Below are 25,232 nucleotides of genomic sequence, written 5' to 3' on the forward strand. Positions count from 1 at the left end.
CGTCGCGTCGGCCGGTCCGGCCTGTGCCGACGTCTCTTCTGCGGCCACGGGGGTCCTCCTGTCGTCAGCCGTGTGCTGTCCTCGCAGAGCTAACAGGAGGGTGTCCCCGCTTATTCCCGGCACACCGGCGCGGAGCCGCCCCGGCGGCATGCCGGGTCTCACACCTGCACGACGGGCTCCCGGGTGAACAGGGCGCCGAGCCCCGGCGCGTTCACCCGCCGGTCGGTCAGGCGCAGCGCCTCCCACACGGTGACCTGGTTGGCGGTGAGGACCGGCTTGCCGAGGTCCTTCTCCAGCTCCGGCAGCCACGCGGCGGTGTGCAGGGCGGTGCCGGGCAGCAGCACCGCCTGCGCCTCGGGGGAGTCGGCCGCCCGCGCGAGGGCGAACACCTCCGCCTCGCCCCAGGCCCCGACCTCGGCCGCCGTGACGATCCCGGCGCCGTGGACGCCGGTCACCCGCAGACCGCCCGCCCTGAGGAAGTCGGCGAAGAGGGCGGCCACGTCGTCCGGGTAGACCGCCCCGACGGCCACGTGTGCGGCGCCGAGCTCCCGGGCCGCCCGCACGAAGGCGAACGAGGTGGAGGAGGCCGGCGTTCCGGCGCTGGTGGCCAGGGCGCGCACCTGCTCCTGGGCGCCCTCCCAGCCGTGCACGAAGCCGCCGCCGGTGCTCGCCCACACGATCGCCTCGACGCCCGCGAGCCGCAGCTGCCCGACGCCCTGGGCCAGTCGCTCGGTCGCGCCCTTGCGCCGCAGGGCGTCGATCCGGTGGGCGTCCTCGTCGACGCCGGTGTGGACCAGGTCCAGTCGGACGTCACTGCCCAGGAGCTGCTCGATGCGCGGGTAGTCGTCCTCGGCCGAGTGGCCCGGGTAGAGGAATCCGAGTGCGGTCATGTCCAGCCTTCCTGCTGCTCTTCTTCCGGCAGTGCCGGCGGGTCCCGCGGTGCGGGCGGACCTCCGGCGGTCCAACGGGCCGCTTACGCGCCGGTATGTCCAGGGATGTTCAGCAGCGCTCCACGGTCCCACCGCTCGGGTACCCAGTCGGCGCAACGCCGCCCACACGGTCACCTGGTTGGCCGAGATCAGCGGTGTGCGCGGCGGGGCCGCCGGGCGGGGGCCGCTCCGCCCTCCCGGCCGTGCCCTCCCCCGGCGTCCGCCCACCCGGCCGGCCCTCCTCGGAGCCGGGCGACAACGGACCGTCGGCGCAGCCGTGTTGACGACGGTGGATCCGGGTGCCAACGTGGTCGATCCATGCCTGCCGGAATCGGCGCACATCGCAATCCGCGCACGTCACACGCGCCGGGGAAGGGACACCGGATGGCCGCCGTCCCCCCGCCCCCCGCCGTGCCGTCTCCCGCCGCGCTTCCCACCCTGCTCGTCCTGGACGCCGATCCGCCGCCCCGGCTCGGGCGGCTCACCGGGCGGGTCCGGGTGGTGCACACCGACGAGGCCTCGCTCGCCGAGCGGCTGCCGGCCGCCGACGTCCTGCTGGTCTGGGACTTCACCTCGCACGCGGTGCGCGACGCCTGGCCGGGCGAGGGTCCGCGGCCGCGCTGGGTGCACACGGCGAGCGCGGGCGTGGACCATCTGATGTGTCCCGAACTCACCGCGTCGGACACGGTGTTGACGAACGCGCGCGGCGTCTTCGACGAGCCGATCGCCGAGTACGTCGCCGCGCTGGTGCTGGCGATGGCGAAGGACCTGCCCCTGACCTGGGAGTCGCAGCAGCGGGGCGAGTGGCGGCACCGGGAGGGCCTGCGGGTCGCCGGGACCCGGGCCGTCGTCGTCGGATCGGGGCCGATCGGGCGGGCCGTCGCCCGCACGCTGAAGGCTCTCGGCGTGACCGCGACGGTCGTCGGCCGCGTCCCGCGGACCGGCATCCACGGCCCCGGCGACCTGGACCGGCTGCTGGCCCGCGCCGACTGGGTGGTCGCCGCAGCCCCGCTCACCGAGCAGACGCGCGGCATGTTCGACCTGCAGCGGTTCGGCGTGATGCAGCCCTCGGCGCGGTTCGTGAACGTGGGCCGCGGACAGCTGGTCGTGGAGGAGGCGCTGGTGCAGGCCCTGGAGCGGCGGTGGATCGCCGGCGCCGCCCTGGACGTCCTCACCTCGGAGCCGCTGCCTCCCGACAGCCCGCTGTGGCGGGTGCCGGGGCTGCTGATCTCGCCCCATATGAGCGGTGACACGGTCGGCTGGCGGGACGACCTCGGCGCGCAGTTCGTCGAGTTGTTCGAGCGGTGGGCGGTGGGCCGTCCGTTGAGGAACGTGGTCGACAAGCGACGCGGATACGTGCCCGGCCACTGACGCCCCGGGCGCCGTGCGCGCGGCGGCCCGCCCAGGCCGGCTCAGGCGCGGTCCGGGACCGGCCGGCGCAGCTCGTCACGCCACAGCGCGCTGTCGACGTAGTGGTTGTCGTAGCGCTCGGAGCTCGCGCGGATCTCCTCGACGCCCGCCTCCCCGTGGTGCACGCGCTCCAGCAGCCTGTAGTAGTCGAAGCGGTGCAGTCCGGGCGTGAAGAGGACGAGGAGTTCGGCGGTGCTGCCGGGGGCCGGCGCGAAGGCGTGCGGGACGTGCGGCGGGACGGTGAGGAAGTCGCCCCGTTCCAGGGTGCGCACCTCGTCGCCGACCAGGAAGCGCATCCGGCCGTCCAGGACGTAGAACACCTCGGTCGCCCTGGTGTGGAAGTGCGCCGGAGCGCCGGGCGAGCCCTCGGCGAAGGTCGCCTTGTTGGCGGTGAGGGCCTCGCCGGTGGCGTCCGCGTCGGCGAGCAGCGTGATCAGGCTGAGGGCGCCGTCCTGGAGGGTCTCGGCCTGGCCGGAGCGGACGACGAGGGGGCTGCTCATGGGGACTCCCGACAATCGGTGGGCGGTCCGCGGCGGTGGCCGTCGGACCCGTCACCCATGAATCTAGGCCCTCGAAAGACCCGTCGAGAGGTTCATTTCGAGGTCATTCTCATGGGTCAATTTCCATCCGGTCGCCGACGGTCCGGCGGCAGCCGTGCCAGCGCTGAGCAGCACGGGAGACGCCCTTCCGGCCGCCCGTGGGGTGGGGGCGGGAGCGCCGTCGCGAGGCCCTTCGCGAGGCGCCTCGCGAGGAACGGGGCCGGAAGCGATCCGCATAACCCGCCGGAAGCCGGGTAGCGGCGCGCCCATGGCTCGACCACAAGCACATCGATCAGGAACCGGCTCCCGACCCCACAGAGGACCCAGCCGCCGCTCGCTGCTCGCCGCGGCGGTGTCGCTGAGCGCTGCGGGGGGTCTGGGGGCGGTCGGCTGCAGCCGTGTCCCGGACGACGGGAAGGTGTTGGGGGGCGGCCTTCTGGACACGCTGCGCAGGCAGGGGTCCGTGAAGATCGGCATCGCCAGCGAGCCGCCCTTCGGGTATGTCGGGGAAGACGGACGGGCCACCGGGGAAGCGCCCGCGATCGCGAGGGTGATCTTCAAACGGCTCGGCATCGACGACGTCGAGCCGGTGCCGGTGGACTTCGGCGCCCTCATACCGGGCCTCAAGGCACGGCAGTTCGACGTGGTGTCCGCCGGGATGTACATCAACCCGGTCCGGTGCGAGCAGGTGCTGTTCGCCGACCCGGACTATCTGATGCTGGACTCCTTCATCGTCCGCAAGGGCAATCCGCACGGCATCAGGACGTACGACGACGTCAGGAAGAAGGGGCTCAGGCTCGCCTCCGGGAAGGCGTACGCCCAGATCGACTACGCCAAGGCCGCGGGCATCGGGGACGTCCTGGTCCTGCCGGACCAGGTGGCCGGTCTGGACGCGGTGGCCCAGGGCCGGGTGGACGCCTTCGCGGGCACCCGCATCACGGTGAAGTCGGCGGTGGCGAGTTCCGGACGGGTGTCCGCGACCGAGCCGTTCCAGCCCGTGGTGGACGGCGAACCGGCCTACGGCGCGGGCGGCTTCGCCTTCCGGCAGTCCGAGAAGAACCTCCGTGACGCGTTCAACGGGGAACTGCTGAAGCTCAAGAAGGACGACTACCGCGAACTCCTGCGGATCGTCGGCCCCTTCGGCTTCGAGAGGGCCGACATGACGGACCTCACGGCGAAGGAGCTGTGCGGCTGATGATGAGTTCCGAGTTCTTCACCGCCTGGTTCCTGCCGGGCGTCTGGGTCACCTGCCAGGTGACGGTGTACGCCGCGGCCCTCGCCGCGGCCGTCTCCTTCGGGGTCGGGCTGGCCCGCGGTTCGCGGCTCTGGATCGTCCGCTTCGTCGCCGGGACCTACTTCGAGGTCTTCCGGGGCATGTCGGCGCTGGTGCTGATGTTCTGGATGTTCTTCGCGCTGCCCCTGTTCGGCTGGCAGCTGGCGCCCATGTGGGCCGGGGTCAGCGCGCTGGGCCTGACCTACGGCGCGTACGGCTCCGAGATCGTCCGCGGGTCCCTTGCCGCCGTCTCCCCGGCGCAGCGGGAGGCGGGCATCGCGCTCAACTTCAGCCGACTGCAGCGGCTGCGCCTGATCGAACTGCCCCAGGCCTGGCCCGAGATGATCCCGCCGTTCAACAACCTGTTGGTCGAGTTGCTGAAGGGCACCGCCCTGGTCTCGGTCATCACCGTGGCGGACATGACGTTCGCCGGCAACCTGGTCCGGCTGGGCACCAACGAGACGACCCCGGTGTACACGCTGCTGCTGGTCCTGTACTTCGTCCTCGCCTTCCTCATCACCCGCGGCATGCGGCTGCTGGAGCGCAGGGCCAAGGCGGGGGTCGGGCAGCGGCCCGGGAAGACCGGCGGGACCGCTCCCGCGTCCGGCGCGCGCGGCGAACGCGTGCCCGCCGGTTCGCAGTCCACGGCAGGAGGCACGGCATGAGCTGGGACTGGAACGTCGTGGACGACTTCATGCCGCGGTTCTGGGACGGCGTGCTCGTCACCCTGCAGGCGCTGGCCGTCGGCACGCTGATCGCCTTCGCGCTGGGACTGGTGTGGGCGCTCGCCCAGCGGTCCGGGCGGGCGTGGGTGCGCTGGCCGGTCGTCGCCGTCACGGAGTTCATCCGCAACACGCCGCTGCTGGTGCAGCTGTTCTTCCTGTTCTACGTGGTGCCGAACTTCGGCCCTTCGATGTCGCCGCTCACCACCGGCGTCGTCGGTCTCGGACTGCACTACTCCACCTACACCGCCGAGGTGTACCGGGCGGGCATCGACGGCGTGCCCGTCGGTCAGTGGGAGGCGGCCACGGCGCTGAGCCTGTCCAAGGGCCGCACCTGGCGGGTCGTGATCCTCCCGCAGGCGATCCGCCGGGTCGTCCCGCCGCTGGGCAACTACGTCATCGCCATGCTCAAGGACTCTCCGATGATCGCGACCATCGGCGCCTTCGACATGCTCGGCGAGGCCCAGACCTTCAGCAACGAGACCTTCACCACGGAGGCGCTGACCGTCGTGGGCGTGGCGTTCGTCGTCATCGCCTACCCCGCCTCCCTTCTGATCCGAGCCCTGGAGCGACGCCTTGTCCGCTGACACCGATCCCGCACAGACCCTCGAGTCCCTCGCCAACCCGCCGGTGGACGGCAGTGAGCTGATCCGCTTCGACAAGGTCACCAAGCGCTTCGGCGACAACACCGTCCTCGACCGGCTCGACTTCTCCGTCGACTCCGGCAAGCACGTCACGCTCATCGGCCCGTCGGGCTCCGGCAAGACGACGATCCTGCGGCTGCTGATGACCCTGGCGACGCCCGACGAGGGCTCCATCAAGGTGGGCGGCGCGTACCTGACCCACGAGGAACGCGACGGCAGACTGGTCCCGGCCGGCGAGAAGCACGTCCGGGAGGTCCGCAAGAACATCGGGATGGTCTTCCAGCAGTTCAACCTCTTCCCGAACATGAAGGTGCTGCGCAACATCACCGAGGCCCCCGTCACCGTCCTCGGCCTGTCCCGGGACGAGGCGGAGCAGCGGGCCCGCGAACTGCTCGAACTGGTCGGCCTGACCGAGCACATCGACAAGTACCCGAGCCAGCTGTCCGGCGGCCAGCAGCAGCGGGTGGCGATCGCGCGGGCGCTGGCGATGCGGCCGCAGGTCCTGCTGCTGGACGAGGTGACCTCCGCGCTGGACCCGGAGCTGGTGGCCGGCGTCCTGGACGTGCTGCGGGACATCGCCCGCAGCACCGACATCACGATGCTCTGCGTGACCCACGAGATGGGCTTCGCCCGGGACGTCTCCGACCAGGTGCTGATGTTCGACTCGGGACGCGTCATCGAGTCGGGCCCGCCGGAGAAGATGTTCAGCGACCCGGAGCGGGAACGGACCCGGGAGTTCCTCAGCGCCGTGCTGTGACGAGCCCGTCGTCCCGGACCCCGATTCCCCCCTCTTCGGCATATGCCAGAGGAACGGGCTGCTGGGGAGGGGGCCGGCAATCCCGTCGACGCCCCTCCCCACGGGCCCGTCCCCGGCTATCGTGGTAGCGGTTCACTGACCGGATTACGGCCCATAGGCAGGCGCAGCCGACACCGCGAGCGCAGGGGGAACCGTGGCGCTGAAACACGAGCCGACCGCGCCGTACCACTCGACCCAGCACGCGTTGCGCGTCCTGGAGAACGTGGCGCGGCACCCCACCGGAATCACCGACAGCCGACTCGCCCGCCTCACCGGCCTCGGCCCGGAGCGCCTGACCACGCTCCTGCGGATGCTCCGCCGCGAGGGATACGTCGAGCAGCTCGCCGACGGGGTGTACGTGACGGGCGACGCACTCACCCGCCTCGGCTCCGCGCAGGACCACGACCAGGCCCTGCGCGCGAGGCTCCAGCACACCCTCGACCGGCTGCGCGACTCCGTGGGCGCGGCCGTCTACATCAGCCGGTACGTCGACGGCGAGGTCACCATCACCCAGTACGCGGACGGCCCCGCCACGCCGTCCGTCAACGAGTGGTTCGACTTCCGCCGCTCCGCGCACGCCACCGCGCTCGGCAAGAGCCTGCTCGGCCAGCTCGACCACAACGGCCGCCGTGACCACCTCTCCCGGCACAAGATGGCCCGGCTCACCTCGCGCACCATCACCAGCGACAAGCTGCTGCTGTCCCGGCTGGAGGCCCAGGCGCCCACCGTCCCGGTGCTCGACCTCCAGGAGTACGCGATCGGCACGGTCTGCGCGGCCGTCCCGATCACCGCCGGCTCCACGGCGGGCTGTCTGGCCCTCTCCCTGCCCGTCGCCCACGCCCATCGGCTCCGCCAGGCCGCCGAGACCCTGAACAGGAACGCGGCGCCGGTACTGCTGTCGCTCGCCATCTGAGGCGCGCCTCCGGGGGGCGTCTCCGCATGGTCGGAAGCACCCCCGCAGACCAGGTAGTATTTTCTTCGTCGCCGGCCGCCGAAGGGCGGAGGGCGAGAGTCATGCGCCGCTAGCTCAGTTGGTTAGAGCAGCTGACTCTTAATCAGCGGGTCCGGGGTTCGAGTCCCTGGCGGCGCACAGAAGAAGGGCCTCTCGTGAACACGAGGGGCCCTTCGGCTTGCCCGCCCCCTTCGCCCTTTCCGGCGCCCTCTTCCTTCGGCGACCCGCCCTGCCCGACCCGCCCCTCCGGCCCGACCCGCCCCTCCGGTCCGACCGGTACGGCCTCCTCGGCCTCCTTCGCCGTCAGCCTCCGGTAGGCCTGCTCCCCCGGCGGCCGCCACCACACCGGGTCGGCGCAGCGCGGCCCCTCGCGTCGCAGCAGCGCCCGGTGGATCTTGTTCGTCGCGGTGACGGGCATCCGCTCCACCACCCGCACGAACCGGGGCGCCATCTTCGTGCCCAGGTCGGGCTGGGCGAGCAGGAACCCCGCGAAGCCCGCCGGGTCGAAGGCGCCGGCCAGCGTCGCCATCACCTGGTCGCCGGTCACCGGGTCCGGCACCGCGTAGACGGCGACGGCGTCCGCGCCGTCGTACCGGGCGAGGATGTTCTCGATCATCGCGGCGGCCAGGTTCTCGCCGTCCACGCGGAGCCGGTCGTCGGTGCGGCCCGCGAAGTAGAGGAAGCCCTCGCGGTCCCGGTAGAAGAGGTCGCCGGTCCAGTACGCGCCGTCCTCCCGGCGCCGCTCGGCCTCCGCCGCCGGATTGCGCCAGTAGCCCTCGAAGGGGTTCGGGCCCCGGTTGACCAGCTCCCCGATCGCCGCGTCGCCGTTCAGCAGCCGCCCCGCCGCGTCGAACACGGCCCGCGGACACTCCTCGCACGTCTTCGGGTCGAGGACGACGAGACCCGCGCCCGCCCGGCCGACCGCCCCCGGCGGAGTGCCGGGCGACCACTGCACCGCCGCCCCGCCCTCCGAGGAGCCGTACCCCTCCACCAGGCGCACCCCGAACCGCCGCTCGAAGGCGGCCGCGTCCACCGCTCCGGCCTCGGTGCCGAAGCCCAGCCGCAGCACGTGGTCGCGGTCGTCCGGGCTCGGCTCGGTGGCCAGGACGTACTGGATCGCCCGGCCGACATAGGTGAAGTACGTCGCCCGGCGCCGTCGTACGTCCGCCAGGAACCCGGACGCCGAGAAGCGCCGCCGCAGCGCGACGCCGGCGCCGGCCGTCAGCGCGGGCGCCCAGTCGGCGATCACCGCGTTGCCGTGGAACATCGGCATGCAGACGTAGTGCACGTCGTCCGGGCCGACGGCGAACTGCTCCACCAGGGAGCGTCCCGCGGCCGCCAGCCGGCCCTGAGTGCAGACGGCGGCCTTGGGCGCGCCGGTCGAGCCGGAGGTGAAGTAGAGGAGGAGCCGGGCGGCGGGCGTGGCGCGGGACGGGTCCGGGCGGGCGTCCGCGTACGGGGCGAGGAGCTCGTCGTACTCCGGCGTGCCGGTGACCAGCAGACGGACCCCGGGCAGGTCGAGCCCCCTGAGCAGCCGCAGGTGGGCCGGCTCGGTGATCAGCAGCCGGCACTCGGTGTGCAGGACGTCCCGGGCCAGCTCGGGGCCGCGCCGGGTGGAGTTGATTCCGGCGACGGCCGCCCCGGCGAGGGCCGCGGCCGACAGCCAGAGCGGGAACTCCGGGGTGTTGTCCAGCAGCAGCCCGAGGTGCGGCGGGCCGCCCGGCGGCAGCAGTTCGGCCAGCAGGGCCGCCCGGGCGGCGGCGCCGGCGGCGACCTCGTGGTGCGTGAGGACGGTGTCCTCGCACCACAGCCCCGGCCGGCGATCGCCCCAGCGGGCGGCCACGAGTTCGGCGACGGTACCCGTTCCCCTGGTGGACTCCATGGGCGCGCACGGTAGTTGACGTACCGTCAGATGTGGAGAGCCGGGCGGCCCGCCGTCAGGGGATCAGGCGGTCGACATCGGCGAACATGGTGTGGACCGAGACCATGAAGGTGACACAGCCGGCGATGAACACTGCGAAGAAGGCCAGCAGACAGCCCGTGCCCGCAGCGAGCCTGCCCCGGCTCGGCGGGCGGGCCGTGGCCCCTTCGGGGTGCTCGGGCGCGTAGAACACGGTGACGATGTCGCCCTCGATGGTGGTGCCCGGACCGCCGCCCTCGTCGAAGCGGAAGGCGCGGCCGTCCCTGGTGGTGAACTCGTAGACGTGGTGCAGGGTGGTGCTCACCGAGGTGTCATTGCCCCCGCCGCTCGTGCGCGTGTAGGCCCGCAGACAGCGGCCCTCGGCGGTGACTCCGCTGTCCCAGGCCGCCCTGACCTGCCGGGTGCGGCCGAGCACCTTGTACGCGGCGAAGAGTACGCCGGCGATCATGATCGCCGGCACTATGTAGAAGAACGCTTCCATGAACTCCCCCGAAAGTCCTGACGCCGGTCGGTCGTGTCGGCGTGCAGGGAACGTACCGTACCCTCGCGCGGGCCCGGGGGAGCTCAGGCAATGCTCAGGAAGACCGGCCGCTCAGAACGTGACGTCGGAGCAGGCGTAGAAGGCGTTGGCCGTGTCGGCGATCGTCCACACGGCGACGATCACGTGCCGTCCGCTGAGCCCGGACGGCAGCGTGCCGCTGTGCGAGAGGGTCGACGGGGGCCGCTGACCGCCGTAGGGCACGGTCAGGAACGGCGTGAGGGCGAGGTCGGAGCGGGCCAGGTTGTGGCTCTGGTTCCAGCCCTGCCTGGTGACGAAGTACTTGAAGTCGGTCGTGGCGTGCATCGCGGTGAACTGCCAGCGGAAGGTGTAGCTCCGCCCGCCGTTCACCCTGGTGGTCGGCCACGCCCCGCCCGAGGGGGTCCGCGCACTGTCGAGCTGGGCGAAGCGGGTGTTGCCGCCCGAACAGATCCGGCCGTCCGCCGGACCGGAGCCCGGGAAGCCCTTGGGCCCCTCGACGCTCTGCGGCTCCCACTGGATGTCGCCGCAGCCGGTCACGGAGCCGTTCTGACAGAGCTTCTGCCGACTGACGGGGAGGTCGGTGTAGCCGTGGCCGCTCGCGCCGCCGGCGGTGAGCACGAAGGCTCCCGCCGTGGTGAGCCCGAGCGCGGCGGCGTACCACTTGGTCTTTTTGCGCATGCTGCCGCTCCTGGAGAACGTGGGGAGTTCAGTGAGCCGAGCCGTGCAGGTCTAGACCAAGTTCGAGATTATGGGCGGGCGCGGGACATGTCCATACCCGTCGCCGGTTCTGTTCGACGGGCCGTCAGGGCGACTGCTCCCGGCCCGCGCAGAAGGCCACGGTCAGGTCCTTCACCAGCGCCTTGCGCTCGTAGTCGTCCAGTTCCACGAGCCCGCGCATGGTCAGCCGGGTCACCGTGTCCTCCACCGAGTCGACGACCGAGGTCAGCACGGTGGCCCGGTGCTGGGCGTCGAGCGCGGCGATACGGCGGCGGTTCATGGCCGCGGCGACCTCGGGGGCGTACTCCACCCGGACCGGCTGCACCGAGAACACCTCGACGCCGACCACCCCCGCGTCCCGCGCGACCAGCCGGGTCAGCGCCTCCCCGGCCGCCTCCACCGAGCCCCGGCCCGCGCCGGGCGTCTCCACCGGGATCCGGGCCAGGGCCGCCTCGACGCACTCGCGCAGATACGTCTCATGGTCCTCCACCCCCAGCGTGGCCCGCGCGGTGTCCCGCACCCGCCACACCACCAGGGCCACCACCCGCAGCGCGACACCGCTGCCGTCGGCGGCGAACATCGGCTCGCTGCGCCAGTGCCGCAGCCGCACGTCCACCCGGCGGCGCAGCAGCAGCGGGTTCACCCACAGCAGCCCGGTGCGCCGCACCGTCCCCCGGTAGCGGCCGAACAGGCCGAGCACCCAGGCCCGCCCGGTCCGTCCACGGGCGAGACCGCCGAAACCGAACAGCGCCAGCGCGCCCGCGCCCGCGTACGCCGCCCACTGCGCCGGACCGAGGCCCGCGCCCGCGATCTCCGGCAGCCGCAGCGCCGCCACCGTGAGCGGCGGCAGGACCCCGGCCCACCACGAAGCGGCCGCACAGCCGGCCACACCGCAGACCCCGGCGAGCACGCCCACGGCGCCGGGCAGCACCCGCGCCGGCCGCTCCGCGAGCTCCGGGTCCGGCTGCGGTGCGGGGCGGGACTGCACGGGCATCGGCCGGCGTAGCCTCGGCTGCTCCCCGGTGCCCGCCCGGCTTCCCACCACGGCCGGTCCGACGGGCACCGGCCGCGGCTCGGGCTCGTCACGGAACAGCAGGTGGACGGGGATCTCGGTGGTCGCCTCGTTCTGGATGAGCCGTGCGGGCCTCGACGGCCCCTCGGACTCGGGTGTGGGAGAAGTGGTCGTGTGCATTGCGTGCCTCCAGCCTCCGCGCCAGATACGCCATGACAGTGGGGGGAACGGAACGGTGTGCGGGGAACGGGGTGGGGTGGGTGGGGGTGGACGGTCTTTTTTTGGGGGGGACGGGCGGGTCGGTTCTGCTCGGGCGGGGGGGGGCGGTCCGGTTCCGCCGCCGGGTCTGCGGCGGTCCTAGGAGAAGAGCCGCCGCCAGGTCTCGGGGCCCGGGTAGCCGTCGGCCGCGCCGCCGCGCCAGCCCTGGGCACGCTGGAAGGCCTCGACCGCTCGCCGGTCCACCTCGCCCCAGCGCGGTCCCGGACCCGTCGCGTAATGCCTGCCGAATCCTTTCTTCACCAACTGCCGCCCCAACTGCGTGACGTACGCGCTCTGCACGCCGGGCCGGAACACGCCCCGGCCGGGGTAGGCGGGGAAGCGGGGCGCCGGCGGCCCCGAGGGGGCGGGAGCGACGGGCGGCCCCCCGACACCCGGCCGGGCCCCCGATACTGACCCTGACCCTGCCTCTGATCCGGACCCGGACCCTGCCCCGGACCCGGACCCTGCTCCGGACTCGCCGCCGCCCCCCGGGCTCGTGCCGGAGCCGGGCAAACGCGGGTCCTGCGGAGCCTGCGGGACATGCGGGACCTGCGCAACATACGGGGGCTGCGGGGGCCTCGGGGCCTGCGACGTCGGCGGCCCCGTGACGTCCCTGCCCCTGCCGGAGACCAGCAACGCCCAGGTCCTCGGGCCGGGCAGACCGTCGGCGTCGCCGCCGCTCCAGCCCTGGGCGCGCTGGAAGGCCCGGGTGGCCCTGCCGTCGGCGGCCGACCAGCGCGGGCCGGGACCCGAGGCGTAGAAGCGCCCGGCGCCCCGCTCGACGAGGAGCCGGCCGAGCAGGGTGACGTACCTGTTGTCCGCGCCGGGTCCGAAAGCCGCCCGTCCGGGGAACGCCGGCGGCGCGGCGTGCTGCCCGCCGGGCTTGTCCCCGCCCGCGTTTCCCCCCGGGTTGCCGCCGGCGCCGCCGGTGCTGCCGAACTGGTCCGCCGCGGTCTGCGCGGCCGGGCTGAGACCCTTGTAGCGATAGGGGACGTAGCGGTCGGAATGGCTCCAGTAAGCGTAGGGAGTGGCCTGGCGGCGCGTGGTCGGACGGGTCTGCTCGTAGACGACGTAATAGCTGTGCGTGTAGTCCGTCCAGCCGCCGAAAAGGACGACGTGCGAGCCCTTCTCGGGGTCGGACGGATTGTGGAACAGCAGAATGTCGCCGGGCTGGAGTTCCTCCTTGGAAATCCTCGTCCCGAACAGGTGGAGACTGCCCGTCCACTCGTTCCGGGGCAGGTTCCAGGCCATGGAGACGAAACCGGAGCAGTCCTGCCGGTATCCGTCCCACCAGTAGGCGCTCATGCTGTACGGGACCTGCGCCGAAACCCACTCCTTGGCCCGCCTGATGATGTCGGCCCGGGTCGTCGCAGGCGTCACGACCGGTCCCGCCGCCCCGCCCGGACGCCCCGGCCGGCCTCCGAGGCCGTGCAGCGGGGCCCTCACCCCCTGAGGCGTCTTGGGCTCGTCACCTGCGGGAACGCCGGGACGGTCGGGGGCTCGAGGAGCGGCGGCGGCGGGCGCCGCGTGCACCGCGCCGAACGCCGCGGCCGTCGCGGTGGCCACGACCAGGGCACGGTGCGCGGACGGGAAGCCGCTGAACCGACCGGCCGGGGCATTCGGGGCCGCCCGTCGGCGTACCGCGCATCCGGGGCACTCGCAGTCGCTCCTGGGATCGAATTCCTCGAATGCCGGAGGCTCCATGCGATTCCCCTCACACTTCAGCTGGAAATGTCCGCGGCTGTGCACGTTCGCCAGTTTCTCAACCGTCTTGTCGACGCGCATGCTGACGGTCCGAATGATGTAACCGCCGCCCGCCCGGCCCAGCGCCCTCGAGACCCGCACGCCGGCAGCCCCGGGCGGTCGGAGACACCCTCCAAGGTCCTGTAGAGTGACGACGTCAGTGCAAGCGCCGCTAGCTCAGTTGGTTAGAGCAGCTGACTCTTAATCAGCGGGTCCGGGGTTCGAGTCCCTGGCGGCGCACAGACGACGAAGGCCCCTCGCGAGAGCGAGGGGCCTTCGTTCGTTCGCGTTCCCCTCACGTCACGTCGCACCACGTCCGGCTTCGGCGCCCGTCAGGTACGCCGACACGATCACGTTCGCCGTGTAGCTGTGGCTGGTCCGGTCGAAGACGCCGCCGCAGGTGATGAGGCGCAGTTCGGCGCGGCCCGCCCGGTGGGCGCCGTAGGCGAGCCGGGCGTCGAAGCGGTCGCGCGGGACGACCTCGACGTCGTCGACGGTGAACTCGGCGACCTTCCCGTCGTCCCGGACCACCCGGACCGTCTCGCCGCCGCGGAGCGTGCTCAGCTTGTAGAAGACGGCGGGCCGCGTCTCGGTGTCGACGTGCCCCACCAGCAGGGCGGCGCCCCGCGCGCCGGGCTTCGCGCCCCCGGCGTACCAGCCGACGACGCCCGCCTGGTCGAAGGGCGGCGGGTCGACGGCCCCGTCCCCGTCGAGGCCGCGGGCGACGACCGGGGCCTGCACGCCGAGCTCGGGGATGTCGACGCGTCGTGGCAGCGCCGCCCCCAACGGCTCGACCGCGGGCGGGAGCACGACCGGCGGGCGACCGCCCGCGGCCATGTCGCCGGCGGCCGGACCGGATCCGCCGTGCCGCACCTCGGTCACGTGACGCCCCCACAGCCACAGCCCGAGCAGCAGCACCGCCCAGGCCAGGCAGGTGAGGAGGCGGCCGGAAGCGCGCTCGCGGTCGGACACGGCTCAGTCCGTCCTGCGTCTCCGCCGCACACCGCGGAAGACGACAGCGGCCGCGGCGACGCCCGCAAGCACCAGACCGACGACCGCCTGCACCGCGCCGGGGCCGTCCACCCGGGCCTCCTCCACGGCGGCGAGCGGAGCCGCACCGCCGCCGCCCGCGCGGACCGGGGCGACGGGAGAGGCGGCGGCCGTAGCGGCGTCCTGCGTCGGGGGGACCGGCGATACCCGCGGCCGCGACGGCTCGGCGGGCGACGGGGCGACGACGCTGATCCGGCCCTTGACCGTGAAGTCGACGCAGGTGATCCGCACGTCGTAGGCGCCGACGGCGACCGAGGAGCGGACCCGGGTGTCGCCGACGAGCGAGCCGCCCGAACCGCTGAGCCGTACGTCCGAGACGAAGGCGTCCGAGGTCGCGGTGGCCGTGCGGCCGGCGCAACCCGTGACCTTCAGCGTGATCTCGGCCCCGGGCGCCGGCTTGGCCGGCGTGACCGAGACGCTGCCGCCGTCACCCGTGGCGTGGGCCGAGGGGGCGTACGCCATGGGGACGAGCACCGCGGGGACCAGCGCCGCGACGACCGCCGCGACACCGGAACAGAGAGTGACCTTGAGTGAACTCATCGTGAACCTCCAGCTCTCTGGAGAGTCCCCCGCCGGGTCGCCGGGCGCATCCCCTGGCGGGGTTTCACTGCTCCGTACGGGTGGCACGCACGAGGCCGGGGGTTTCGGACCCGGTCGACGAGGTCCGCGCGCTTCTCGGACCCGGTCGACCGGGTCCGCGCGCCTCTCGGACCGGGCCGACCGGGTCGCGCCGTGTCAGACCCGGTCGACGAGGTCCGCGATCGAGTCCACGATCTTCGACGGCCGGTACGGGAAGTCCTCGACCTGCTCCGGCGTGGTCAGACCGGTGAGCACCAGGAACGTCTGCATGCCGGCCTCCATGCCGGCCAGCACGTCGGTGTCCATGCGGTCGCCGATCATCGCGCTGGTCTCGGAGTGGGCGCCGATGGCGTTGAGTCCGGTGCGCATCATCAGCGGGTTCGGCTTGCCCGCGAAGTACGGGTTCTTGCCGGTCGCCTTGGTGATCAGCGCGGCGACGGCCCCGGTGGCGGGCAGCGCGCCCTCGACGGAGGGGCCCGTCTCGTCCGGGTTGGTGCAGATGAAACGCGCGCCGTCGTTGATGAGACGGACCGCCTTCGTCATCGCCTCGAAGGAGTAGGTGCGGGTCTCGCCGAGCACCACGTAGTCGGGCTCGTGGTCGGTGAGGACGTAACCGATGTCGTGCAGGGCGGTGGTCAGCCCGGCTTCGCCGATGACGTACGCCGTGCCCTCGGGCCGCTGGTCGCCGAGGAACTGGGCGGTGGCCAGCGCGGAGGTCCAGATGTTGTCGATCGGCACGTCCAGGCCCATCCGCCGCAGCCGGGCGTGCAGGTCGCGCGGGGTGTAGATCGAGTTGTTGGTCAGGACGAGGAAGGGCTTGCCGGACTCCCGCAGCTTCTTCAGGAAGGCGTCGGCGCCGGGGATCGGCACACCCTCGTGGATGAGCACACCGTCCATGTCGGTGAGCCATGACTCGATGGGCTTGCGGTCTGCCATGTGCGGGATCTCCCTGCCGTGCGCGAGGACGCAGGTGCTGCGTGCGCCCCAGCCTAATCACAGGGCCGATCTTGGGGAATGGCCGCTTCCAGGCCGTCCACCTGCTGGGACGCGCCCCCGATGTCAGCGTCGTCGGCGGGCCAGCAGCATGGCCGCTCCGGCGATCAGGAAGCCCGCGCCGACGACGCCGAGCGCGGTGGGCGAGGACAGGCCCGTGCGGGCCAGCTCCGCGGCCTCGTCGGCGAGGGAGAGAGCACCGGCGTCGGCGTCGGAGGGGCGGGGGGAGGGCGTCGCCGGGGGCGCGGAGTGCGGGGCGGCCGAACCGGAGCCCGCCTCGGCCTTCCCCGTCTGCGGTTCGACGCCGGTGTCGGCATCGGCATCGGCGTCGGCGTCGGGCCGCGTTGCGGGCGGGGAGGCGGGCGCGGTCTCGACGGAGAAGCGGTAGTCGTTCGACTGCCCGACCCAGTCGCCGTCGTCGCCGTGCCGCTGGACGACGGCCGCGTTGGCGGTGACGACGTTCGGGGCGGTGTCCGGGGCGAGGGCCAGCCGCAGCTTGACCGTGAGGGTCCGTCCGGGCTCCACACGGAATCCGGAGAAGGCCCCGGCCCCCCGGTCGTCGGCGAAGACGCCGACCAGCTCGTCGTCGTCGGTGGACTCGAAGCGCACCGGGTGCGCCCGTCCGCCGGCGTAGAACTCCAGGCGCGGCTGATCCGGTTTCAGCTCGTGCCCCGCGTCGACCAGGACGACGACGGGATGGACGTCGTCGCAGGCGCGGCGGGTGGTGTTGGTGAGGTCGAGGTACCAGGCGCCGAAACCGCCGCCGGGCCGGTAGGAGTCGGGGCCGCCGTGCAGACGGGTGGTGAGCGGGAAGCCGTCGGCGCCGGAGCCGGCGCAACCCGGTGCGGCTTCCGCGTGCGCGGGCACGGGGGCTTCCGCGTGCGCGGGCACGGGGAGGAGGGCGGCGGCCGCGGCGAGACAGAGGGAGACAGGCGGGCACAGTCGCATGAACACGTGAGCCTGCACGATGATCCGACCGGACCGCCCCCGCCACACCGCGCGACGGCACGCGTCCCCTCGTTCGGCTCAGCCGGTCTCGCGGCCGAACAGCGGGGCCAGGAGGAGCTGGGCGGCGCCCTCCGCCACGTTGCGCGGGCCGCCCGGGGCGAGGCGCACCGGGACGGCGTTCTGCGGGGCGCCCTCGCGGCGGGCGTGGGTGTCGAGGACGGCGGCCACACCGCGCAGGAAGGGCTCGGGGTCGGCCGCGACGGTCCGCCCGCCCAGCAGCACGGCGTCGATGTCGAGCAGCCCCGCCAGGTTCGCGGCGGCCACCCCCAGCACGCGCGCCGTCTCGCCCACGTCCCCCCGGGCGAGCGCGGCCAGGCACAGCGCCTCGACGCACCCCCGGTTGCCGCACGGGCACGGCGGTCCGTCCAGCTGCACGACCTGGTGCCCGAACTCCCCCGCGCCGGTGCGCGCGCCCCGGTGCACGGTCCCGCCGATCACCAGGCCCGCGCCGAGACCGGTGCCGAGGTGCAGACAGGCGAAGGAGCCGCGCTCTCCGCCGACGGCGAGTCCGAGCGCGACGGCGTTGGTGTCCTTGTCGACGACGACCGGCGTCCCGAGCCGCGCCGCCAGCGCGTCCCGCAGCGGGAAGCCGTCCCACTCGGGGTAGCCGGTGATCCGGTGCAGCACCCCGTGGGCGTGGTCGAGCGGTCCGGGCAGCGCCACGCCGACGCCGAAGAAGGCGCCGCCCGCGGCCCGGATCAGCGGACCGGCCTCCCGGACGACCGCCCCCAGCACCGCCTCCGCGCCCGCGCCCAGGTCCAGCGGCACGCGCCGCTCCCCCACCACGGTCCCGTCGAGGTCGACCAGCACCGCTCTCAGCTCGTCCCGGTCGAGGTGGACGCCTACGGCGTGGCCGGCGCCGGGGACCAGCCGCAGGACCGTGCGCGGCTTGCCGCCGGTCGACGCGCGCCGGCCCGCCTCCGCCGCCAGCCCCTCCTCGCGGAGCCGAGCGGTGATCTTGCTGACGGCCTGCGGGGTGAGGCCGGTCCGCTCGGCGAGCTCGAGTCTGCTGATGCCGTCCAGGCCGGCCGTGCGCAGCAGGTCGAGCACGAGCGCGGTGTTGTGGCTGCGCAGACCCGGCAGGTTCACACCGGTCGGGCGGCCGCCGCCGTTCGTCCTGTTCACGCCGCCATTCTCCCTCCTGCTTGCACTTTGGCAACAGTGTTGCGAAAGTGGGCTCATGACTGGACGCAAGACTGGCGGGACTCCTCTGCGCGTGGGCCTGATCGGCTACGGCCTCGCGGGCTCCGTCTTCCACGCCCCGCTGATCGCCGCCGCCGACGGCCTCGTGCTCGACACGGTGGTCACCTCGAACCCGGAGCGGCAGGAGCAGGCCCGCGCCGAGTTCCCCGACGTGCGCCTCGCCGCCGGCTCCGACGAGCTCCTCTCCCGGGCCGACGAGCTGGACCTGGTCGTCGTCGCGTCCCCGAACAGGACGCATGTGCCGCTCGCGACCGCCGCTCTGCAGGCCGGTCTGCCGGTCGTCGTCGACAAGCCGGTCGCGGGCACGGCGGCCGAGGCCCGTGCGCTGGCCGCCCTCGCCGAGGAACGCGGGCTGCTCCTGTCCGTCTTCCAGAACCGCCGCTGGGACAACGACTTCCTGACCCTGCGCAAGCTGCTGGACGAGGGCGCGCTGGGCGACGTCCAGCGCTTCGAGTCGCGCTTCGAGCGGTGGCGGCCGCTGCCGAAGGGCGGCTGGCGGGAGTCCGGCGACCCGGCAGAGATCGGAGGTCTGCTCTACGACCTCGGCAGCCACGTCGTGGACCAGGCGCTGGTGCTGTTCGGCCCGGCGGCCCTCGTGTACGCCGAGACGGACGTCCGCCGGCCGGGCGCGGAGACCGACGACGACACGTTCATCGCGCTCACGCACGCGAACGGCGTCCGCTCCCACCTCCACGTCTCCGCGACGACCGCCCAACTCGGCCCCCGCTTCCGGGTGCTGGGCTCGAAGGCGGGGTACGTGAAGTACGGCCTGGACCCGCAGGAGGCGGCGCTGCGCGAGGGCCTGCGGCCCGGCGGCCCGGCCGGCTCTCCCGCCTGGGGCACGGAACCGGAGGAGCTGTGGGGCCGGGTCGGCGCCGGCGAGTCCCCGCTGACCGGCGGCGGACGCCCCGAACGGACCCTCCCGGGCGACTACCCGGCCTACTACGCTGCGGTGACCAAGGCACTGATCGACGGCGGCCCGGGCCCGGTGACCGCCGTCGAGGCGGCCGCCGCCCTCGACGTCCTGGAGGCGGCCCGCCGTTCGGCACGAGACAAAGTGGCGGTGACGCTGTAATGGGCACCCACGAGATCACCCCGAAGTTCACTCCGGAGATCACCCCGACCCTGGAGGAACTGCAGACCCAGGAACGGCGGCTGGTCTTCCGCCAGTTCACCCACGACGACGCGTGGGCGCTCGGCTCGCTGCTGGTGGAGCTGGCCCGCGAGGGCCAGGCGCCGGTGGCCGTCGACATCCACCGGGCCGGCCAGCAGCTCTTCCACGCCGCCCTGCCCGGCTCGACCCCCGACAACGACGCCTGGATCGTCCGCAAGCGCCGGGTGGTGGAGCGCTTCGGCGCCTCGTCGTACCTGGTCGGGGCCCGCTTCCGCGCCCGGGGGACGACGTTCGAGGAGTCCTCCCGCCTCGACCCGGACGCCTACGCGGCCCACGGCGGCTCCTTCCCGATCAATGTGGAGGGCGTGGGCATCGTCGGCGCGGTGACGGTCTCGGGCCTCCCCCAACTCGAGGACCACCGCTTCGTGGTGGCGGCCCTGGAGCAGTTCCTGGAGAAGTACCTCTAACCACAGGTCCACGAGGATGCGGGGCTCGGCGGCCTGCGACCCGGACGCCGAGCAACCTCTGGGGCCGCCGCCGGGCCGGCTACCCGGCGAACACCTGCCGCTGCCGTCCCAGCCCCGAGATCTCCAGCTCCACCACGTCCCCGCTCCGCAGGAACGGCTTCGGGTCGGGCTCCCCGAGGGCCACACCGGCCGGCGTCCCCGTGTTGACGACGTCCCCGGGATACAGCGTCATGAACTGGCTGACGTACCGCAGGACCTCGCCGACGGCGAAGATCTGCTCCGCCGTCGTGCCGTCCTGCTTCAGCTCCCCGTTGACCCAGAGCCTCAGGGAGAGGTCCTGCGGGTCGGCGATCTCGTCCGCCGTCACCAGCCACGGCCCGAGCGGGTTGAACGTCTCGCAGTTCTTGCCCTTGTCCCAGGTCCCGCCGCGCTCGATCTGGAACTCCCGCTCGGACACGTCGTGCGCCACCGCGTAGCCGGCGACGTGCGCGAGCCCCTCCTCGGCGGACTCCAGGTAGCGGGCCGTGCGCCCGACGACGACGGCGAGCTCCACCTCCCAGTCGGTCTTGACCGACCCGCGCGGGATCAGCACGGTGTCGTACGGCCCCACGACCGTGTCCGCCGCCTTGAAGAAGATCACGGGCTCGGCGGGCGGCTCGGCCCCCGTCTCCCGGGCGTGGTCGTGGTAGTTCAGCCCGATGCACACGATCTTGCCGATCCGTGCCAGCGGCGGTCCGATCCGCAGCCCGGCCGCGTCCAGCGCCGGGAGCGCCCCGGACTCGGCGGCGGCCCGGACCCGGCCGAGCGCCGCGTCGTCGGCGAGCAGCGCCCCGTCGATGTCCTGGACGACCCCGGAGAGGTCCCGCAGGACCCCCTCGGAGTCGAGCAGCGCAGGACGCTCCGTTCCCTTCGCACCGACTCGCAGCAACTTCATGATGATCGTCTCCCTGGATCGCGGGCGTCCTCCGACGGGTGCAGCCATCGGAGGACTGGTCGATCGTCCAAGCTGGGCGTCCGCTCCGCAATACCCGGTTCACGTACTGGACCGTCACCGCGACGACGTGCGGCCGGTCACCGGTAGAGGACGGCCCGTTCGACCGCGCTCCACGTCGTCGACGTGACCACGTACAGCGCGGCGGCCAGCGGGACGACGGCCACCGTGACCAGCGTGGCGTACGACAGGAACGGCATGACCCTGGCGACGACGCCGACCCCGGGCACGTCCTGGCCGCCGGTCACGGGCAACGGCGTCCGCCTGGCGCGCAGGAAGTTGAAGGCGGCCACCGCGGCCACCACGGCGAACAGCACGAGGTAGACCAGTCCGGCCCCGCCGACCGGGCCGCCTGCGGCCAGCGCGTCCGCCCAGCGGTCGCCGAGGGGCGCGGCGAACAGCCGGTGGTCGAGCAGCCCGTTGCTCTCACCGCCGATCGAGGCGCTGGAGAAGAGGTGGTAGAGCACGAAGAACGCGGGAGCCTGGAGCAGGCTCGGCAGACAGCCCGAGAGCGGCGACACCTTTTCCGCGGCGTGCAGTTCCAGCACGGCCTTCTGCAGTCGTTCGGGGTCCTTGGCGTGCTTGTCCCGCAGTTCGGCGATCCTCGGCTGCAGGGCGGTGCGGGCCTTCTGCCCCCGGGCGGCCGCGCGGGACAGCGGATGGACGAGCAGCCGTACGAGCGCGGTGAACAGGACGATCGCGGCGGCCGCCGCGGCCGCGCCGAACAGGGGCTGGAGCAGGTCGGCGAGATGCTCGACCAGACTGGCGAAAACGGACATGGGCGAGGAGCCCTCCGGGGGTCTCGTCGTGCCGGGGACAACGGGGTTGGCGGCATGACGACCCGCGCGGGTCACGAGGACAGCGTCGGACGTGCCCTACGCGGCGGTCGCCGGAAGGACCCGACCGGGCGCTCGGGGGCGGGACCGGCCGGACGCGTCCGGGTCGCGCTGCGGCAGGAAGGCCGTGCGCCGGGCCCGGTCCCTGATCGCTGTGCGCACCCGGGTGGGCGGCACGCGGGGCGCGCTGCGCGCGGCCACGACGGTGCAGACGGTGAGCGCGGAGGAGGCGGCGGCGGTCGCGGCGAGGGCGACGGCGGCGGTGAGGCTTCCCGAGTCCAGCAGCAGGACGTCGAGGAGGACGAGCAACAGGACGGGCATGACGGCGCGACGCGCGTCGAACCGGTTGTGCGGCATGCCTGTCCGCTCCCTTCCTGCTCACAGGAGGACGTCCGGGACGCCGCGATGGTTCCCCGGCGTCCCGGACAAGGCAGCTCGTGCAGCTTGTATCAAGTGTTTGACACAAGATCCCGCGCACGGCATCTTGTACTCACTACTTGATACAAGCATCGACCGGGGGGTCCGCCATGATCGACACCGTCTCGCCGGAACGGCTGCTGGCGCGCGCCGACCTCTGCGCCCGCTGGGCCGGCCTGGCCCTGGGAGTCGTCGTGGCGCAGCCGCTGGGGTTCTGGGACAGCGACGACCTCGCCATGCGCTTCCTCAGCGCGGTCACCGCGTTCGGACTGTGCGCCGTCGGCGGAGTCCTGCTCGGAGACTCCCTCACCCCCGCTCCCCTGGAGGCGGTCCGCACCGCCGGCCTCGCCCCGCGCCGGGTACGCGACCACGTCCCGCCGCGGATGGCGCCGCTGCTGGTCTTCGAAGCGGCCTGCATCGCCGTCCTGCTGACGATAGGGACCCTCATGGCCTCCCCGGACGCCCACGGCAGGGCCGGCCGCACCCTCACCGTCACCTGTACCGCGGGCAGACCGAGACTGCTCGGCCCCTGGCCCGGCCTGCACTACGCCGCCCCGGCGCTCGCCGCCCTCGCCCTCGGCACCGCCGCCTGCGTCTGGGCGCTGCGCCGCATCGCCCACCGTCCCGGCGACAACCTGCGGCGCCACGACCGCAGCTGGGCCATCACCGGCGCCTGGGGGCTGCTGGTCTCCAGCCAGCTGCTGATCGTCCTCGGCATGATCGGCCGGGTGCTGTCCCGCACGACCTGCGCCGGCATGCTCGGCAACGTCACCGCCCTGGTGATCTATCCCCTGGGACTGCTCTCCCTGTTCACCCTGGGATGGTGCCTGTTCACCGTCGTCGCGCCCCGGGCCGTCGGCGATGAGTGAGCCCGCGGTACGCGTCGACACCACCAGCCAGGTGCCCCCGTACGACCAGATCCGCTCCCAGCTCGCCGCGCTGATCGTCACCGGCCGGCTGACGGAGGGCGAGCGGCTGCCGACCGTCCGCCAGCTCGCCGCCGACCTGGGACTGGCGCCGGGGACCGTGGCCCGCGCCTACCGCGAGCTGGAGGCCGCCGAGCTGATCCGCACCCGGCGCGGCGCCGGCTCCCGGGTGGCGGCTCCCCGCGCCCGCCCCGAACGCCCCGACCCCGGGCAACTGGCCACACTGGCACGTGACTTCACGGCGTCCGCGCGCGCCCTCGGCGCCGACGCCGACGCCGTCCTGGCCGCCGTCCACAAGGCACTGGAGGAGATCGGGGAGGGGGCGTAGGGGTGGGGTCGCGGCGGTGGGGTCGTAGCGGTGAGGTCGTAGCGGTGAGGTCGTAGGGAGGAGTCGCAACGGCGGGGCGCAGCGGCGGGGTCGCAGCGGTCTCGGACGGGACCCGGCGCTGCCGTCCGCAACCGCCCAGCCCGCCGGGGCGCTCTACATGACCATGCACCTGCACGACATGCACGAGGCGCACAGGTCCCACGAGACGCGCGAGACACACGAGACGCGCGAAGCCCGACAGACGCACAAGGCACGCGAGGCACGCGAGGCGCGCCGGAGAGTGGCCCGCGGGTTGGGGGTATTCGCCGGGCAGCTGGCGCGCTTCGGCTGGGTACAGGCGCGCTGCTGCGCCTTCGCGGTCGCGCTGCTCGGCGGCATGGCCGTCTCCCGACTGCTCCCGGCCCTCCCGGTCGCCCGCTACGACCTCCTCCTCGCCTACGGCGTGCTGCTCACCGCTCTCGCGTGGCTCCTGGGCTGGGAGTCCCGGCGGGAGGTCGCGGTGGTGGCCGTCTGCCATGTCCTGGGGCTCGCCTTCGAACTGGTGAAGGTGCGGGTCGGCTCGTGGAGCTACCCCGAGCCCGGCCTCACCAAGATCGCCGGAGTGCCGTTGTACGGCGGCTTCATGTACGCAGCCGTCGGCAGCTACGTCTGCCGGTCCTGGCGGCTGCTCGACCTGTCGCTGACCCGCTACCGGCCCCTTTCCACCGCCGTGCTCGCCGTCGGCCTGTACGCGAACTTCCTGACCCATCACTGGCTGCCGGACCTGCGGCTGCCGCTCGGCGCGCTGCTGCTGGCCGCCACGGCGGGCACGTGGGCGCACTTCACGGTCGGCAGGCGGAGGCACCGGATGCCGCTGGCGCTCGCCTTCACGCTGATCGGCTTCTTCCTCTGGCTGGCCGAGAACATCGCCACCTACCTCCGCGCCTGGACCTACCCCTACCAGCTCGACGGCTGGGAGCCCGTCTCCCTCTCCAAGTGGGTCTCGTGGGCGCTGCTGATCAGCGTCACCTTCGTCATCTGCGGGGCCCGCAGGGGGCGCCGCGAACTCCGGGAGCACCGGGGCGACGGCGCCCTATCCGCGCGGCTGCGCGGCGACCAGGACGCCCCAGACGACCAGCCGGTACCGGGAGGTGTACTCGGGCGTGCAGGTGGTGAGCGTGAGGTAGCGGCCGGGGACGCGGTAGCCGACGCCGGGCTTCGTGAGGGAGCGGGGCACGGGTCCGATGACGCCCGCGTCACGGGGTGAGGTCTGCGGCAGGACCTTGTCGACGAGGTAGGTGTACGTGGCGTCGCGGGTCTCCACCTCCACCTTGTCGCCCTTCCCCAGGCGGTTGAGGTACCGGAAGGGCTCGCCGTGCGTGTTGCGGTGCCCGGCGACCGCGAAGTTGCCCTGCTGTCCCGGCTGTTGACTGCCGCTGTAGTGACCCGCGTACCCCTTGTTGAGGACCTTCGGCGTGCTCGTGCCCTCGGCGACCGGCACCCGGAGGCCGAGCCGGGGAATGCGCAGGACGGCGTAGGCCTGGGAGGCGCGCGGGACGCCGCTCCCGCCGCCGCCCCCTGCCGACGAGCCGCTGCCGCCGTCGACGCCGGCATCGCCCCCGTCCACCTCCCCATCCCCGTCCCCGGCGGACCGATCGGCGGCGGCGGTGTCGGCGCCCGGGCCCCCGTCACCGGCGGCGCCCTGACGCCCGTCCGCCTCGCCGCTCTGCCATGCCCGTTCCAGTGCCTCCACCCCGCGCTCGGCGCCGACCTTCGCCTCCCGGTTGGTCCACCACAGCTGGTGGACGACGAGGAGGAGCACCAGCACCCCGGCGGTGACGAGGAGTTCGGCGCCGGTCCACAGCATCCGCCGGCGCCGGGCACGACGCCGCCGGGAGCCGTGCC

General features: G+C 73.3%; 26 protein-coding genes, 2 tRNA genes and 1 pseudogene. 13 read left to right on the forward strand and 16 right to left on the reverse strand.

Annotation, left to right across the window (positions count from 1 at the left end):
* Positions 1–158: 158 nt before the first annotated feature.
* Positions 159–890: a maleate cis-trans isomerase family protein gene (locus ABT300_RS14395; RefSeq protein ID WP_351674875.1), complete on the reverse strand. Its 732-nt coding sequence runs from the start codon at positions 888–890 to the stop codon at positions 159–161.
* Positions 891–1,313: 423 nt separating this feature from the next.
* Between ABT300_RS14395 and ABT300_RS14400 the strand changes: the two genes are divergently transcribed.
* Positions 1,314–2,300, forward strand: coding sequence for a D-2-hydroxyacid dehydrogenase (locus tag ABT300_RS14400; RefSeq protein ID WP_351674877.1), 987 nt, complete (start codon positions 1,314–1,316; stop codon positions 2,298–2,300).
* Between the two features lie 41 nt (positions 2,301–2,341).
* Here the strand turns inward: ABT300_RS14400 and ABT300_RS14405 are convergent, their stop codons facing one another.
* On the reverse strand, positions 2,342–2,839 hold the full coding sequence (locus tag ABT300_RS14405; RefSeq protein ID WP_351674879.1) for a cupin domain-containing protein: 498 nt from the start codon (positions 2,837–2,839) through the stop codon (positions 2,342–2,344).
* 307 nt (positions 2,840–3,146) lie between these two features.
* On the opposite strand from ABT300_RS14405, the gene ehuB reads away from it, so the two are divergent.
* The 6 genes from ehuB (at position 3,147) to ABT300_RS14435 (ending at position 7,403) form a co-directional block, all read left to right on the forward strand.
* Entirely contained in the window at positions 3,147–4,073 is a 927-nt protein-coding gene (gene ehuB / locus ABT300_RS14410; protein ID WP_351674881.1) for an ectoine/hydroxyectoine ABC transporter substrate-binding protein EhuB, read from the forward strand.
* Positions 4,073–4,816: an ectoine/hydroxyectoine ABC transporter permease subunit EhuC gene (gene ehuC, locus ABT300_RS14415; RefSeq protein WP_351674883.1), complete on the forward strand. Its 744-nt coding sequence runs from the start codon at positions 4,073–4,075 to the stop codon at positions 4,814–4,816. Before ehuB ends, ehuC begins: the two co-directional genes overlap by 1 nt.
* On the forward strand, positions 4,813–5,460 hold the full coding sequence (gene ehuD, locus ABT300_RS14420; RefSeq protein ID WP_351674885.1) for an ectoine/hydroxyectoine ABC transporter permease subunit EhuD: 648 nt from the start codon (positions 4,813–4,815) through the stop codon (positions 5,458–5,460). The genes ehuC and ehuD overlap by 4 nt, the downstream gene beginning before the upstream one ends.
* Complete coding sequence (ehuA, locus tag ABT300_RS14425) at positions 5,450–6,274, forward strand: ectoine/hydroxyectoine ABC transporter ATP-binding protein EhuA (RefSeq protein WP_452989266.1); 825 nt, start codon at positions 5,450–5,452, stop codon at positions 6,272–6,274. The genes ehuD and ehuA overlap by 11 nt, the downstream gene beginning before the upstream one ends.
* 193 nt (positions 6,275–6,467) lie before the next feature.
* The gene (locus tag ABT300_RS14430) at positions 6,468–7,226 is read left to right on the forward strand and encodes an IclR family transcriptional regulator (protein WP_351674887.1); all 759 of its coding nucleotides are present in this window, start codon (positions 6,468–6,470) and stop codon (positions 7,224–7,226) included.
* A 103-nt stretch (positions 7,227–7,329) separates the two neighbouring features.
* A tRNA-Lys gene (locus ABT300_RS14435) sits at positions 7,330–7,403 on the forward strand.
* Here the strand turns inward: ABT300_RS14435 and ABT300_RS14440 are convergent.
* From ABT300_RS14440 to ABT300_RS14460, 5 genes are all read right to left on the reverse strand, one after another.
* Complete coding sequence (locus ABT300_RS14440; protein ID WP_351674889.1) at positions 7,369–9,147, reverse strand: AMP-binding protein; 1,779 nt, start codon at positions 9,145–9,147, stop codon at positions 7,369–7,371. The two genes, ABT300_RS14435 and ABT300_RS14440, sit on opposite strands and share 35 nt — an antisense overlap.
* Before the next feature lie 55 nt (positions 9,148–9,202).
* Positions 9,203–9,667 (reverse strand): DUF3592 domain-containing protein, encoded by a 465-nt coding sequence (locus ABT300_RS14445; RefSeq protein WP_351674890.1) that lies wholly within the window; start codon positions 9,665–9,667, stop codon positions 9,203–9,205.
* Between the two features lie 111 nt (positions 9,668–9,778).
* On the reverse strand, positions 9,779–10,384 hold the full coding sequence (locus tag ABT300_RS14450; RefSeq protein ID WP_351674892.1) for a lytic polysaccharide monooxygenase auxiliary activity family 9 protein: 606 nt from the start codon (positions 10,382–10,384) through the stop codon (positions 9,779–9,781).
* A gap of 124 nt (positions 10,385–10,508) precedes the next feature.
* Entirely contained in the window at positions 10,509–11,615 is a 1,107-nt protein-coding gene (locus ABT300_RS14455; RefSeq protein WP_351674894.1) for an SPFH domain-containing protein, read from the reverse strand.
* A gap of 177 nt (positions 11,616–11,792) precedes the next feature.
* Positions 11,793–13,397 (reverse strand): peptidoglycan-binding protein, encoded by a 1,605-nt coding sequence (locus ABT300_RS14460; RefSeq protein WP_351674896.1) that lies wholly within the window; start codon positions 13,395–13,397, stop codon positions 11,793–11,795.
* A gap of 205 nt (positions 13,398–13,602) precedes the next feature.
* On the opposite strand from ABT300_RS14460, the gene ABT300_RS14465 reads away from it, so the two are divergent.
* Positions 13,603–13,676: transfer RNA gene (locus ABT300_RS14465), tRNA-Lys, on the forward strand.
* Between the two features lie 60 nt (positions 13,677–13,736).
* Here the strand turns inward: ABT300_RS14465 and ABT300_RS14470 are convergent.
* The 5 genes from ABT300_RS14470 to ABT300_RS14490 all read right to left on the reverse strand — a co-directional run bounded on the left by ABT300_RS14470 (position 13,737) and on the right by ABT300_RS14490 (position 18,191).
* Positions 13,737–14,408 (reverse strand): class F sortase, encoded by a 672-nt coding sequence (locus ABT300_RS14470; RefSeq protein WP_351674898.1) that lies wholly within the window; start codon positions 14,406–14,408, stop codon positions 13,737–13,739.
* A 3-nt stretch (positions 14,409–14,411) separates the two neighbouring features.
* Positions 14,412–15,026: a hypothetical protein gene (locus tag ABT300_RS14475; RefSeq protein WP_351674900.1), complete on the reverse strand. Its 615-nt coding sequence runs from the start codon at positions 15,024–15,026 to the stop codon at positions 14,412–14,414.
* A 195-nt stretch (positions 15,027–15,221) separates the two neighbouring features.
* Positions 15,222–16,001 (reverse strand): HAD-IIA family hydrolase, encoded by a 780-nt coding sequence (locus tag ABT300_RS14480; protein ID WP_351674901.1) that lies wholly within the window; start codon positions 15,999–16,001, stop codon positions 15,222–15,224.
* A gap of 123 nt (positions 16,002–16,124) precedes the next feature.
* Entirely contained in the window at positions 16,125–17,006 is an 882-nt protein-coding gene (locus tag ABT300_RS14485; RefSeq protein WP_351674930.1) for a hypothetical protein, read from the reverse strand.
* Positions 17,007–17,084: 78 nt separating this feature from the next.
* A complete protein-coding gene (locus ABT300_RS14490) occupies positions 17,085–18,191 on the reverse strand; it encodes an ROK family transcriptional regulator (protein ID WP_351674903.1) in 1,107 nt (368 codons plus the stop codon).
* 55 nt (positions 18,192–18,246) lie between these two features.
* Between ABT300_RS14490 and ABT300_RS14495 the strand changes: the two genes are divergently transcribed.
* Together ABT300_RS14495 and ABT300_RS14500 are read left to right on the forward strand one after the other, a co-directional pair.
* Positions 18,247–19,344: a Gfo/Idh/MocA family protein gene (locus ABT300_RS14495; protein ID WP_351674905.1), complete on the forward strand. Its 1,098-nt coding sequence runs from the start codon at positions 18,247–18,249 to the stop codon at positions 19,342–19,344.
* Complete coding sequence (locus ABT300_RS14500; protein ID WP_351674907.1) at positions 19,344–19,850, forward strand: heme-degrading domain-containing protein; 507 nt, start codon at positions 19,344–19,346, stop codon at positions 19,848–19,850. The genes ABT300_RS14495 and ABT300_RS14500 overlap by 1 nt, the downstream gene beginning before the upstream one ends.
* 79 nt (positions 19,851–19,929) lie before the next feature.
* On the opposite strand, the gene ABT300_RS14505 is transcribed toward ABT300_RS14500, so the two are convergent.
* From ABT300_RS14505 to ABT300_RS14515, 3 genes are all read right to left on the reverse strand, one after another.
* Positions 19,930–20,784, reverse strand: coding sequence for a fumarylacetoacetate hydrolase family protein (locus tag ABT300_RS14505; protein ID WP_351674909.1), 855 nt, complete (start codon positions 20,782–20,784; stop codon positions 19,930–19,932).
* A gap of 137 nt (positions 20,785–20,921) precedes the next feature.
* A complete protein-coding gene (locus ABT300_RS14510; RefSeq protein ID WP_351674911.1) occupies positions 20,922–21,620 on the reverse strand; it encodes a YidC/Oxa1 family membrane protein insertase in 699 nt (232 codons plus the stop codon).
* Between the two features lie 96 nt (positions 21,621–21,716).
* Positions 21,717–22,034, reverse strand: coding sequence for a DUF6412 domain-containing protein (locus tag ABT300_RS14515; RefSeq protein WP_351674912.1), 318 nt, complete (start codon positions 22,032–22,034; stop codon positions 21,717–21,719).
* 170 nt (positions 22,035–22,204) lie between these two features.
* Here ABT300_RS14515 and ABT300_RS14520 point away from each other — a divergent pair, with 170 nt between their 5' ends.
* The 3 genes and pseudogenes from ABT300_RS14520 to ABT300_RS14530 all read left to right on the forward strand — a co-directional run.
* Complete coding sequence (locus ABT300_RS14520; protein ID WP_351674913.1) at positions 22,205–22,963, forward strand: hypothetical protein; 759 nt, start codon at positions 22,205–22,207, stop codon at positions 22,961–22,963.
* The gene (locus ABT300_RS14525; protein WP_351674914.1) at positions 22,956–23,348 is read left to right on the forward strand and encodes a GntR family transcriptional regulator; all 393 of its coding nucleotides are present in this window, start codon (positions 22,956–22,958) and stop codon (positions 23,346–23,348) included. Before ABT300_RS14520 ends, ABT300_RS14525 begins: the two co-directional genes overlap by 8 nt.
* Positions 23,349–23,526: 178 nt before the next feature.
* Positions 23,527–24,300 (forward strand): annotated as a pseudogene (locus ABT300_RS14530) (DUF817 domain-containing protein); the annotation flags it as partial.
* A 120-nt stretch (positions 24,301–24,420) separates the two neighbouring features.
* On the opposite strand, the gene ABT300_RS14535 reads toward ABT300_RS14530, so the two are convergent.
* Positions 24,421–25,194, reverse strand: a complete 774-nt coding sequence (locus ABT300_RS14535) for a class E sortase (RefSeq protein WP_351674932.1) — start codon at positions 25,192–25,194, stop codon at positions 24,421–24,423.
* Positions 25,195–25,232 lie beyond the last annotated feature (38 nt).

The sequence above is a fragment of the Streptomyces sp. NPDC001027 genome (assembly GCF_040299045.1).
Taxonomy (GTDB): domain Bacteria; phylum Actinomycetota; class Actinomycetes; order Streptomycetales; family Streptomycetaceae; genus Streptomyces.